This window comes from Pseudomonas sp. BTN1, assembly GCF_001907715.1.
Lineage (GTDB): Bacteria > Pseudomonadota > Gammaproteobacteria > Pseudomonadales > Pseudomonadaceae > Aquipseudomonas > Aquipseudomonas paracarnis.
Map to the genome: position 1 here is coordinate 67,722 of NZ_MPBM01000018.1, position 11,514 is coordinate 79,235.

At 60.1% G+C, this 11,514-nt stretch carries 14 protein-coding genes and 1 riboswitch; of the genes, 8 read left to right on the forward strand and 6 right to left on the reverse strand.

Going from position 1 to position 11,514, the window contains the following annotated elements:
- Positions 1 to 552: 552 nt before the first annotated feature.
- Positions 553 to 786: a hypothetical protein gene (locus BMH52_RS07180; protein WP_014716945.1), complete on the reverse strand. Its 234-nt coding sequence runs from the start codon at positions 784 to 786 to the stop codon at positions 553 to 555.
- A 182-nt stretch (positions 787 to 968) separates the two neighbouring features.
- On the opposite strand from BMH52_RS07180, the gene BMH52_RS07185 reads away from it, so the two are divergent.
- Entirely contained in the window at positions 969 to 1,553 is a 585-nt protein-coding gene (locus BMH52_RS07185; RefSeq protein ID WP_014716946.1) for a YajG family lipoprotein, read from the forward strand.
- A gap of 60 nt (positions 1,554 to 1,613) precedes the next feature.
- Here the strand turns inward: BMH52_RS07185 and BMH52_RS07190 are convergent, their stop codons facing one another.
- Positions 1,614 to 1,823, reverse strand: a complete 210-nt coding sequence (locus BMH52_RS07190) for a hypothetical protein (protein WP_014716947.1) — start codon at positions 1,821 to 1,823, stop codon at positions 1,614 to 1,616.
- Between the two features lie 182 nt (positions 1,824 to 2,005).
- Here BMH52_RS07190 and BMH52_RS07195 point away from each other — a divergent pair, with 182 nt between their 5' ends.
- Complete coding sequence (locus BMH52_RS07195; RefSeq protein WP_014716948.1) at positions 2,006 to 2,263, forward strand: hypothetical protein; 258 nt, start codon at positions 2,006 to 2,008, stop codon at positions 2,261 to 2,263.
- A 179-nt stretch (positions 2,264 to 2,442) separates the two neighbouring features.
- Here the strand turns inward: BMH52_RS07195 and BMH52_RS07200 are convergent, their stop codons facing one another.
- Complete coding sequence (locus tag BMH52_RS07200; protein ID WP_014716949.1) at positions 2,443 to 3,606, reverse strand: 1-acyl-sn-glycerol-3-phosphate acyltransferase; 1,164 nt, start codon at positions 3,604 to 3,606, stop codon at positions 2,443 to 2,445.
- A gap of 132 nt (positions 3,607 to 3,738) precedes the next feature.
- Here BMH52_RS07200 and BMH52_RS07205 point away from each other — a divergent pair, with 132 nt between their 5' ends.
- From BMH52_RS07205 to BMH52_RS07220, 4 genes are all read left to right on the forward strand, one after another.
- The gene (locus tag BMH52_RS07205) at positions 3,739 to 3,921 is read left to right on the forward strand and encodes a CPXCG motif-containing cysteine-rich protein (RefSeq protein ID WP_014716950.1); all 183 of its coding nucleotides are present in this window, start codon (positions 3,739 to 3,741) and stop codon (positions 3,919 to 3,921) included.
- A 32-nt stretch (positions 3,922 to 3,953) separates the two neighbouring features.
- A complete protein-coding gene (locus BMH52_RS07210; protein ID WP_014716951.1) occupies positions 3,954 to 4,214 on the forward strand; it encodes a putative signal transducing protein in 261 nt (86 codons plus the stop codon).
- A gap of 37 nt (positions 4,215 to 4,251) precedes the next feature.
- Positions 4,252 to 4,872 carry an SOS response-associated peptidase gene (locus tag BMH52_RS07215; protein ID WP_014716952.1) on the forward strand — a complete coding sequence of 207 codons (621 nt, stop codon included), beginning with the start codon at positions 4,252 to 4,254 and terminating at the stop codon, positions 4,870 to 4,872.
- 120 nt (positions 4,873 to 4,992) lie between these two features.
- Positions 4,993 to 5,811: a M48 family metallopeptidase gene (locus BMH52_RS07220; protein ID WP_014716953.1), complete on the forward strand. Its 819-nt coding sequence runs from the start codon at positions 4,993 to 4,995 to the stop codon at positions 5,809 to 5,811.
- Between the two features lie 116 nt (positions 5,812 to 5,927).
- On the opposite strand, the gene BMH52_RS07225 is transcribed toward BMH52_RS07220, so the two are convergent.
- The 3 genes from BMH52_RS07225 to BMH52_RS07235 form a co-directional block, all read right to left on the reverse strand.
- Complete coding sequence (locus tag BMH52_RS07225; protein ID WP_073843267.1) at positions 5,928 to 6,512, reverse strand: TMEM165/GDT1 family protein; 585 nt, start codon at positions 6,510 to 6,512, stop codon at positions 5,928 to 5,930.
- 88 nt (positions 6,513 to 6,600) lie between these two features.
- Positions 6,601 to 6,720, reverse strand: a riboswitch (yybP-ykoY riboswitch).
- A 51-nt stretch (positions 6,721 to 6,771) separates the two neighbouring features.
- The gene (locus BMH52_RS07230; RefSeq protein ID WP_014716955.1) at positions 6,772 to 7,770 is read right to left on the reverse strand and encodes a class I SAM-dependent methyltransferase; all 999 of its coding nucleotides are present in this window, start codon (positions 7,768 to 7,770) and stop codon (positions 6,772 to 6,774) included.
- A 30-nt stretch (positions 7,771 to 7,800) separates the two neighbouring features.
- Complete coding sequence (locus tag BMH52_RS07235; protein ID WP_032872246.1) at positions 7,801 to 8,766, reverse strand: 2-hydroxyacid dehydrogenase; 966 nt, start codon at positions 8,764 to 8,766, stop codon at positions 7,801 to 7,803.
- 84 nt (positions 8,767 to 8,850) lie between these two features.
- Here BMH52_RS07235 and BMH52_RS07240 point away from each other — a divergent pair, with 84 nt between their 5' ends.
- Both BMH52_RS07240 and BMH52_RS07245 read left to right on the forward strand, forming a co-directional pair.
- On the forward strand, positions 8,851 to 9,483 hold the full coding sequence (locus BMH52_RS07240; RefSeq protein WP_058409869.1) for a LysE family translocator: 633 nt from the start codon (positions 8,851 to 8,853) through the stop codon (positions 9,481 to 9,483).
- A gap of 265 nt (positions 9,484 to 9,748) precedes the next feature.
- On the forward strand, positions 9,749 to 11,431 hold the full coding sequence (locus BMH52_RS07245; RefSeq protein ID WP_014716958.1) for a fatty acid--CoA ligase: 1,683 nt from the start codon (positions 9,749 to 9,751) through the stop codon (positions 11,429 to 11,431).
- Positions 11,432 to 11,514: the final 83 nt, after the last annotated feature.

Here is an 11,514-nt window from a genome sequence, read left to right on the forward strand (position 1 = left end):
TGGGCGCCTGTGGCAATTCGACTTATGGTCAAAGCGTGCGATTCGTGCAACCAATCCGTAGCGGACAGGCTCAAGCTCCGGTTTTTGAGGCGTGCTCGATCCTGTGTAATTGGGCTGACCCAGACGCTGATGGTGCTTGTACAAACGCCAAACTATTCATTTGCTCGCCACACTCTTGTGAAGTTGTGAAAACCCGTTTTTTCACGCTCTTTTGAAGACGTGAACCTCAAAAAAGGGCTGCCCCAGCCTGGCACCTGGCCCGTAAACCTCTGCCGACACGCGGCAAAACGGGCAAACAACTCAAGTGGCCGAGCGCAATGGCAGCTCTGGCAGATTCGATGAAAGACGGGGTGGTTTGCAAAGGAAACAGCAAGCACGCCAGCTTCACTCGATCTGTGTGGGCGGCTCTCTGTGGGCGATTTTGGGGGCTAATGCCTGGGCATTAACGATGCTGCGGGGCCCGATCAGGAGACGTCCTTATAATCGGGGGGAGATTGTAGCGAAGAATGCCAAGGAAATGGGCGTGTTTTATGACTTTTATTCGGGTCCCGGTCAGGAGGCCAACGCTTGCCGATGTTGTGCGCGAAAAACCTGCGGGCTGACCCGGGCGCTGGCCGGCAGTGGGCGGTGCATCCAGCCCAGGTGAGTCTCGGTCACTTCCACCCAGCCTTCACCGACGGGCGGCAGGCTGCACTGCTTGAATGCCTGGCAATGGCCTTTGGCATCGAGCAAGGCAAAGTGACGATGGCGCGTGTGTGACATGAACAGGGTCTTGAGAAGGCGCATGGCTGTGTACCTGGTGTGTTACATGCTTGAAGGTTGCCAGTGTGGCATGACACTGGGGTGACGAATTTATGCGAATTTGTAATTTGCACCGGGGCTTCAGCCGTCGTTCAGGATCGCTGGTGAGTGGCGCGCATGCACCGTTATACTGGCGACCTGTCTGCACCTAGTCCTGGAGAAATGCGATGTTGCAACGCCTGTTGTTCGGTTTGATCACTGTGACCAGTTTGACCCTTGTCGGCTGCGCCAACAGCCCGCAACAACTCAGCCCGCAACCTAAAGTCACTGCGCCGTTGGCTGCGGTAGGCCATGGCCAGCCGGTGTCGGTGCGCGTGGTCGACGGTCGTCCGTCGCCGACCCTGGGCTCGCGTGGCGGCCTGTACCCGGAGACCGCACTGATTTCGGTGACCGGCCAGGATGTGCTGCCCAAGTTGCAGGCCCAGGCTGAAGCTGCTGTGCGTTTGTTGGGCTTTACGCCGACCAACTCGCCAGGCGTACCACAACTGACCGTGACCCTGGCCGAGCTTAAATACCAGTCGCCCAAAGACGGCCTGTATGTGACCGAGGCTTCCATCGGCGCCACCTTCAAGTCTGACGTCAGTGCCGGCACCCGCCGTTACAGTGGCCGCTACGCCGCCTCGCTCAACCAGCGTTTCGGCATGTCGCCCAACCAGGAAACCAACACCAAGCTGGTCAGCGACGTGCTCAGCGATGCCCTGACCCGCCTGTTCAAGGACCCAAGCATCGGCCAACTGCTCAGCGCGCAATAAGCCGCTCACAAAAAAACCGGGCTCATCGCTGTGCCCGGTTTTTTTATGTCTGTGGTTTTGTCATGCCGCCGTATCGACATAAAAGTCCAGCATGCTCACGCCGGTGAGCACATCCAGCTCCGGCAGATCGGCATGCTGGTGCCCGCCGAGGGCGCAATACACCAGCCAATGGCGGTCCTGAACGTTGAACGCGAGGCTGCCGATCAGCGCCTCCTGTTCATCGCTCTGGGCGATCAGATACAGCCGATCCTGGTTTTGCGCATGCAACATGACAAGCTCCTCAAGCGTCGAAGGGCAACAGAGTGGCTTGTTAAGGTGACGTTCAGGTGACGGCGTAAATTACTGGATACATTAGCCGTCCATGGGGAAGGAGCATTAAAGGCGCAGGAGGCGACTGTCGTTCAGGTGTGTATCTGGACTGATACCCGAACACTGGTTCACCGAGGTTTGCGATGGCGCTGCCCGCACTGCTCATTAATATTGTTGCCCTGTTGGTTGCCTGCTCGGGCGCCTGGGTGCTGTTCATCACCCGCCTGCATGCACAGCGTGCGATGGCCGACCTGGCCCTGCGCAGCGAAGAGCGCGCTATCGACCAGCCGATGCTGTTTCTGGATACACGCACCGAGCGGGCGCATCGCCTGGCATACCGCGTCGGGTTCGCCTGCCTTGGCTTGGCCCTGGCCATCTCCTGGCTCAGCACCCACTTTTAATTCCACTGCAAAACCAAATGTGGGAGCGGGCTTGCCCGCGAAGGCGGTGTATCAGCCGCTGAATCTTTAACTGACCCACCGCTATCGCAGGCAAGCCAGCTCCCACACTGGCCATGTACTGCCCACAGAATCAGCGCTTGCCCCATATCCCCTGTGGGCTCACATATTTGGGTTGGTGTTTATAGAGGGATCCCAGCCTTGACTCGGTATTGGTTGCGTACCGGCGTCGCATACTGCACCACCAGATAAGGCCGGTGCTCCGCCGGGCATTCGTTCAAGCGCCGTTCCCATTCCGCCTTGGCCTTGGCCAGCTCATCGGCAGGGAATACGTCCGCCGCCTTGGGCACCTGCAATTGCGGGTCGGCGTCACTCCACTGCGCATATGCCAGGTAGTGCACCGGGAACAACCGATAGCCGCCCAGGATCTGCCGGTCCATTTCCACGGCCAGCAGCTTGGTGTCTTCGAAACGCTCGGTGATCGGCGGCGCAAAGTTCACGTGTACCCGGCCTTTATAGCCGGTAATGCCCAGGGCAATGCTCACATCATCCTCGCCCGGTGCCTTGCTGTAGGTACCGGTGGTGGCGCGGATATACAACTCGCGGGCTTTGGCGGCATCGCAAGGGTCGTACTCGTAGCTGATGGACACCGGCGTCAGGTTCAACGACTGGATGACCTCGGCAAATGGCTCGTCCTTGCGGCTGACGTGGAACATCTTGAGGATCGCCGATTCGGTACGGTCATCGCCATCCTTGGCCCGGCCTTCAGCCTGGGCAATCCAGATCGACTGGCAGTCGTTGCGGATCGAATGGTTGATGTAGGCCGACAGCAGGTTGTAAGCCGCCATCTTCTCCTTTCGCCCGGTGATCGAACGGTGCACGATGAAGCTCTTGTTCAAGCGCATCAGGTCGCTGACAAACGGCTTTTGCAGCAGGTTGTCGCCGATGGCGATGCGCGGCGTCGGCAGGCCGGCGTGGTACACGGCGTAGTTGACGAAGGCCGGATCCATCACGATGTCGCGGTGGTTGGCCAGGAACAGGTAGGCGGTGCCGGATTTCAGTTGCTCGACGCCGGTATAGGTCACGCCGTCGGTCGCCCGGTCAATGGTGTGGTCAACGTAGTACTCGACCTTGTCCTGCAGCGTGGCCACGGTGGTGACGCCAGCGAACTCACGCCGCAGTTTGCGCGCGATCATTGGCTTGAGCAGCCAGCCCAGGGCGCCTGCAAAGCGCGGGAAGCGGAAGTGGGTCAGGATGTCCAGAAAGGCCTTGTCACTGAACAGGCGCGCCAGCACTGCCGGGACTTCGCTGTCGTTGTAAGGTCGGATGGTATCGAATTCGCCCATCATGCTCTCTTGTTAGAAACGGCTAGGGTAAGTAAAAGGAAATGTCAGGGTGCGGTCCGAATAAGGGGCCGGCCAAGAATAGCCCTGTAAATAGACCGGCGATTATACGCACAAGTCACCTGGGAGACTGCGATGCTCGAAACTGCGCTGTACGATTGTCCTTATTGTGGCGAAGAGGTCGAGACAACGGTGGATTTGTCCGGTGGTGACCAGACCTATATAGAAGACTGCCAAGTGTGTTGCCGGCCGATCACATTCGACCTGCAAGTTCATGGTGAAGAGTGGATGCTTGAAACTCGCAGCGAAAATGAATAATGCGCAGCGGGAACGAATAAAAAGGTACGCCCATGCAGCGAGTCTACGAACCGGAAAACCTGATGGAGGGCGAGTTGCTGCAGCAGATGCTTGCCAGTGAAGGTATCGAGGCGCATCTGGTGGGGCGCCACCTGCTCGGCGGCACGGGCGAGTTGCCGATCTTCGGCTTGCTGGGGCTGGAGGTCGATAACGATCAGGCGGCTGTTGCCCGCGAGCTGATCACTGCCTATATCGGCGCGCAACCGTTGCCCGGCGACGAACCCGACAGCTTCCCCGACGTATTGGTCTGTTAGGCTGTCGGTCGGTTTACCCCAAGAGTCGTGTTGCCCCATGTGTGGACGTTATGCCCTGTTTCGCTGGAACCCTGCCTTTGCTGCCTTGCCCGGCTTCCCCGCGGATCAGCAGGCCCAGTGGAACATTTCCCCCAATGATTCGGTACTGATCCAGCGCCTGAGCGAAGGCCAGCTCACCCTGGCGCGTGCCCGTTGGGGCCTTACGCCGCCTTGGCTGACAGACCTGTCGCGTACCCCAGCCCATGCCCGCGCCGAAACCCTGGCCGAACAACCGATGTTCCGTGAAGCGTTCCGCCAGCGCCGCTGCCTGCTGCCGGCCAACGGTTTCTACGAATGGCGCGGCACCCAGCGCAAGCGCCCGTATTGGCTCACGCCGGGGGAGGGCTCCACGTTGTTCTTTGCCGCAGTGTGGGAAGCGTATCCGGTGCAGGAGCAGGTATGGCTGAGTACGGCGGTGGTTACCCAAGCGGCGCAAAGTCAGCGCCGGCCATTGATCCTGGACGCGGCAGCGCAGGCCGCCTGGCTCGACCCCGAGACACCGCTGCATGTATTGCAGAGCCTGCTGGCGGCTGAGCCTGCCGTGCTGCGCGAGCGGGTGCTGGCCAATATGGTCAACGATCCGAAGCTCAATGGGCCCGAGTGCCTGACCCCGGCGTGAGCTTTGCCAGTCCGGTCGCGTTCGGATGTATCTGAAATTCAGCGGTTAAACGTCTGGTGTATCTGGCGCAGATACCAATGACCGCCTACGATACGCGCCATGTTTTCAGGGAGCGTGTTCATGAAGAAGTCATTGGTGGTAAGCGGTTTGGTTGCAGCGATGCTGCTGGCGGGTTGTCAGTCGGTCAATACCACCAGCGGCGGCGCCGTTGGGGTGGAGCGCAAGCAGTACATGTTCAGCATGCTGTCGAGCCAGGAAGTCGACCAGATGTATGCCCAGTCTTATCAGCAGACCCTGGGTGAAGCCAGCAGCAAAGGGGTGTTGGACAAGACCAGCGCCAACGCCAAGCGCGTGCAGGCCATTGCCAAGCGCCTGATCGCCCAGGCTCCGACTTTCCGCGCGGATGCGGCCCAGTGGAACTGGGATGTGAACCTGATCAAAAGCGATGAGATGAACGCCAACTGCGGGCCTGGCGGCAAGATCCTGGTGTACAGCGGCTTGATCGACAACCTCAAGCTCACCGATGACGAACTGGCCGCCGTGATGGGCCATGAAATCGCCCACGCCTTGCGTGAGCACGGCCGAGAAGCCATGTCCAAGGCTTACGGTATCCAGATGGCCAAGCAGGGCGCCGGGGCAATATTCGGTCTCGGCCAGGACAGCCTGGCACTGGCCGATACCGTGGCCAACTACGGCATGACCTTGCCCAACAGCCGCAGCAATGAAAACGAAGCCGACCTGATCGGCCTGGAACTGGCCGCCCGCGCTGGTTACAACCCGAACGCGGCCATCACCTTGTGGAACAAGATGGCCAAGGCTTCGGAAGGCGCACCGCCGGAATTCATGAGCACGCACCCGGCTTCCGACAGCCGCATCGCGTCCTTGCAGGCGGCGATTCCGAAGGTAATGCCGCTCTACCAGCAGGCCAAAAAATCCTGATCCTGTAGGAGCGAGCTTGCTCGCGAAAAACTCACCGGCGCCGCGTTTATTCAGGCAGCACGCGTTATCGTTGACGTTTTTCGCGAGCAAGCTCGCTCCTACAGGCAGTGTTCGGTTTACAGCCAGCCGCTGCTTTGCATCGCTTTGTACACCGCAATAATCGCCAGGATGAAGAACGCTGTTGCCGCCAAGCGACGAATCAAGGTCAGCGGCAGCTTCTCCGCGGCAAAATTCCCCGCCAGCACCACCGGAACGTTGGCAATCAACATGCCCAGGGTGGTACCGATAATCACCAGCCAAAGTTCCGGGTATTGCGCCGCCAGCATCACCGTGGCGATCTGGGTCTTGTCACCGATTTCGGCGAGGAAGAATGCAATCAAGGTGGTCAGGAAGGGCCCGAACTTACGGGTGGTACTGGCTTCGTCATCATCGAGTTTGTCCGGCACCAGAGTCCACAGCGCCGTGGCGCAGAAGCTCGCGGCGAGGATCCAGTGCAGCACCGCATCCGAGAAGAAACTCCCGAACCAGGCGCCCACGGCACCGGCCGCCGCATGGTTGGCCAGGGTCGCGGCGACGATACCGGCGATGATCGGCCAGGGCTTGCGAAAGCGCGCAGCAAGGATGAGTGCGAGCAGTTGCGTCTTGTCGCCGATTTCGGCCAAGGCAACGATTGCGGTAGGAACGAGTAGTGAATCCAGCATCAGGTAGTTTCCAGGGGCGGGTCGACACGGCTATGACACGTACAGCCTTCCCGCCCCGGGTAAGGTGTGCGTGTCATAGGTCTTGTCAAACCCCGGTCCGTCTGTGCGGACTCCTGGGTCGCATACGCCATGGTCTGCTGACCAAGTATGTTGACGTATGCCGGACGAGCATGGCGCTCGTGGGAGACTACTCCCCTAGGACGCTGCGGATTCTGCCTAGGCAAAACCCATTCGGCAAGCGTTCTTTTTCAAACCTCCGTCAGGGACGCTTGGCGCGGTAAATGCGAAAACCATTGCCTTCGGCCTTGATTGCGCAGATGCCCAAATGCTCTTCGATCAGTGGCTGGTACTTCAGGAAACTATTGGCGACCAAGCGAAGTTCGCCACCTTTTGCCAGGTGTTTCGCCGCTTTTCGCAGCAGATTCTCCGTGGCGAAATAATCGGTGTGCACGCCGACATGGAACGGCGGATTGCTCAAAATCGCGTTCAAACCCATGGGCGCGGCGTCGATGCCGTCACCGGTCAACACATCAGCTTCCAGGCCGTTCGCTGCCAGCGTCAGGCGACTGCTGGCGGCGGCGAAGGCATCCACATCCAGCATCGTCACGGTGTTATGCGGGTAGCGGCGTTTGACCGCAGCCCCCAACACCCCGGCGCCGCAACCGAAATCGAGCAGGTTGCCGCTGGGCAGCTTGTCCAAGTGCTCCAGCAACAACTCGGTGCCGCGGTCCAGGCGACCATGGCTGAACACCCCTGGCAAGCTCACCACCTTCAGCGGGCCTTCGGCCAGCGGTACGTCGAAGACCTGTGCCAGGCTCTCAAGCTCCACGGCGTGCGGCGCGTTGGCGACGGTGACCTGCCACAGCTGGCAATGCCGTGCACTATCGAGCTTGCGCGGTTTGCCGAACGGAACCATCTGTTTGGCGGCGCTTTCGATACCCCCCTTTTTCTCGCCCACCAGAAACAGCTCAGCGCCAGGCAGGCGCGCGGCCACGGCGTTGAGCAGGTAGTCGGTGAGGTCTTTGGACTTGGGCAGGAAAATCACCGCCGCATCAAAGGCGCGCTCTGGCACCGTCACGCCAAACTGGCTGCGCTCTGCGAAGCGCGCATCGAGCGCCGCTTGGTCACCGGCATGCCAGCACCAGCCGTGGGCATTGGGCAGGCGCCCAAGCAAATCGTCGGCAGGCAAACCTACGAGCAGCAGGTTGCCTTGAAAAAGTTCGGCCTGGCGAAGCAGTACTTCACTGCGCGGATCCATAGTCTGCTCCTTGAAAAGGGGCGCAGTTTATCAACTGACGACGCGCAGCGGGGTGCCGTTGAAAAAGCCCTGGGCGTTTTCCGTGAGCTGGCCGACGATGCGCTGCCGCGCTTCGCGACTGCCCCAGGCGTTGTGGGGCGTGACGATCAAGCGTGGAATGTTTCCCGCCAGCAGCGGATTACCAGTGACTGGCGGCTCGACACTCAACACGTCAGTCGCGGCGCCGCCAAGATGACCACTGCGCAGCGCGTCGGCCAGGGCCTGTTCATTGATCAAGCCACCGCGTGCGGTGTTGACGATAAACGCGCCGGGCTTGAGCAGCGCCAGTTCACGGGCGCCGATAAAGTCGCGGGTGTGTTCATTGAGTGGGCAATGCAGGGTCAGCGCATCGACCTGGGTCAGCAATTCGTCCAGCGGCACACGGTCGGCGCGGGCAGGGCGCCCAGGTATCGCGCCGAGCACCACGCGCATGCCGAACGCTTCAGCCAGGCGTGCCACGGCACTGCCCAATTCACCGTGGCCGAGCAGGCCGAGGGTTTTGCCTTCCAGTTCGACGATCGGATGGTCCAGCAGGCAAAACTGTTTGGCCTGCTGCCATTTGCCAGCGGCCACATCCTGTTGATAGTCCTTCAAGCGCGTGGCGAGGTTGAGCAGCAGCATGATCGTATGTTGTGCCACCGACGGCGTGCCATAGCCCTGGCAGTTGCTCACGGTGATGCCGTGGGCGCGGGCCGCTTCAAGGTCGATATTGTTGGTGCCAGTGGCCGACACCAGGATCAGTTTGAGCTCGGGGCAGGCGGCCAGGGTTTGCGCCGTGAGCGGGATTTTATTGCTGATGGCGACTTGGGCGCCCTGCAAGCGCTCCAGCACATTTTCTGGCGTGGTCTGTTCAAACAACTGAAGCTGGCTGAAGCAGTCATGCAAACCGCTGAGGTCGAGGTCGCCCAAGTCCAGGGAAGGGTGGTCGAGGAAGACGGCGCGGCGATTGTTCATGATCAACTGTACCTTTTGCGACGAGGTTCGAAGGCGTAATCTGCCGAGCCTATCAGATGAAATAATCAGTTACTTAATGGAGTGAGCATGTACGTCGCCGAGTTTTTGACCGTAGCCTTGATTCACTTGTTGGCAGTGGCGAGCCCCGGCCCGGATTTCGCCGTGGTGGTGCGTGAAAGCGTGACCCACGGCCGCCGTGCCGGAACCTGGACGGCCTTGGGTGTCGGTTCGGCGATTTTCCTGCATGTGGGTTACTCGTTGCTGGGTATCGGCTTGATCGTGTCCCAGTCTATTGTGCTGTTCAATGCGTTGAAGTGGGCCGCAGCCGCGTACCTGCTGTACATCGGCTTCAAGGCCCTGCGCGCTCAGCCGGCCAAGCCTGCGGCCGAGGGCGATCTGCACCGTGAAGCGGGCGAGCGCACTCCACGCGGCGCGTTTACCGCAGGCTTTGTGACCAATGGCTTGAACCCCAAGGCCACGCTGTTCTTCCTGTCGCTGTTCACCGTGGTGATCAACCCCCACACACCGCTGGCGGTACAGGCTGGTTACGGTGTGTACCTGGCGGTGGCCACGGCCCTGTGGTTTTGCCTGGTGGCCATGTTGTTCAGCCAGCAGCGCGTGCGCGCCGGGTTTGCAAAGATGGGTCATTGGTTTGATCGGACCATGGGCGCGGTGTTGATTGCCATCGGGGTGAAGCTGGCCTTTACCAGCATGAAATAATCACTTTTCTCAAGTCAGCACAGTCCAAATGTGGGAGCGGGCTTGCTCGCGAATGCGGTGGTTCAGTCAAAGATATACTGGCTGACACTCCGCATTCGCGAGCAAGCCCGCTCCCACATTGGGTCTCATTAGGTCCTCGGTAATGGCGTAACGCTAGCATTTGCTGGTCCCTGCAAATCATTCCTTTGGCTGATTTGGCTGAAACATAAGCGCTCTACAGTGCAGGTCTTCAAGCCAAGACCGTGCAGTCATTAAAGGGATTCTTATGTTGCAGACCCGTGTTATCCCGCCCGCCGAAGGTGCGTACCAGTACCCGCTGTTGATCAAGCGCCTGTTGATGTCCGGGACTCGCTACGAGAAGACCCGGGAAATTATCTACCGCGACAAGCTGCGCTACAGCTACCCGACGCTGATCGAGCGCGTTGCGCGCCTGGCCAATGTGCTGACCGAAGCCGGGGTCAAGGCTGGTGATACTGTGGCGGTGATGGACTGGGACAGCCACCGTTACCTGGAGTGCATGTTCGCCATCCCGATGATCGGCGCGGTGATTCACACCATCAACGTGCGCCTGTCGCCAGAACAGATTCTGTACACCATGAACCACGCCGAAGACCGCTTTGTGCTGGTCAACAGTGAGTTCGTGGGGCTCTACCAGGCCATTGCCGGGCAGCTCACCACCGTCGACAAGACCTTGTTGATTACCGATGGTGACACCCTCACCGCCGAGCTACCCAACCTGGTGGGTGAGTATGAAACCCTGCTGGCCGCGGCCAGCCCCATCTATGACTTCGAGGATTTCGACGAAAACTCGGTCGCCACCACCTTCTACACCACCGGCACCACCGGTAACCCCAAGGGCGTGTACTTCACCCACCGGCAACTGGTGCTGCACACCATTGGCGTGGCGACCATCATGGGCAGCGTCGACAGTGTGCGCCTGCTGGGCACCAACGATGTGTATATGCCGATCACGCCGATGTTCCACGTACACGCCTGGGGCTTGCCGTATGTGGCGACCATGCTCGGGCTCAAACAGGTGTACCCCGGCCGCTACGACCCCGAATACCTGGTGGAACTGTGGCGCAAGGAGAAGGTGACGTTCTCCCACTGTGTGCCGACCATTCTGCAAATGGTGCTCAACGCCAAGGCTGCGCAGAACGTGGATTTCGGCGGCTGGAAAATCGTCATCGGCGGCAGCGCCCTCAACCGTTCGCTGTATGAAGCTGCCAAGGCTCGTGGCATTCAGCTGACCGCTGCGTATGGCATGTCCGAGACCGGGCCGCTGGTGTCCTGCGCTCACCTCAATGATGAGCTGATGGCCGGCAGCGAAGATGAGCGCACCACCTACCGCATCAAGGCCGGTGTGCCGGGCCCGTTGGTCGAGGCGGCAATCATGGACACCGACGGTCGTTTCCTACCCGCCGATGGCGAAACCCAGGGCGAACTGGTGCTGCGCGCGCCGTGGCTGACCGAGGGTTACTACAACGAGCCGCACAAGGGCGCCGAGCTATGGGCCGGTGGCTGGCTGCACACCGGTGATGTGGCCACGCTGGATGCCTTCGGTGTGATTGATATCCGCGACCGCATCAAGGATGTGATCAAGACCGGCGGCGAATGGATCTCTTCCCTGGCACTCGAAGATCTGGTCAGCCGCCACCCGGCGGTACGGGAAGTGGCGGTGGTGGGCATTGCCGATCCGCAATGGGGCGAGCGGCCCTTCGCCTTGTTGGTGGTGCGTGAAGGGCATGTGATCGATGCGCGAGAGCTCAAGGAACACCTCAAGCCTTTTGTCGAGCTGGGCCATTTGAGCAAGTGGGCGATCCCGAGCCAGATCGCCGTTGTTACTGAAATTCCCAAGACCAGTGTCGGCAAACTCGACAAGAAACGTATCCGTGTCGACATCATCGAATGGCAGGCCAACAACAGCACGTTCCTGTCCACGCTCTAAACCCTCTCGCCGCGCCCGTTCGGGCGCGGCAATGCTCTATATCAAGCCTTTACTTGTGATTTGCCGAATTTCAGCCATCCTTC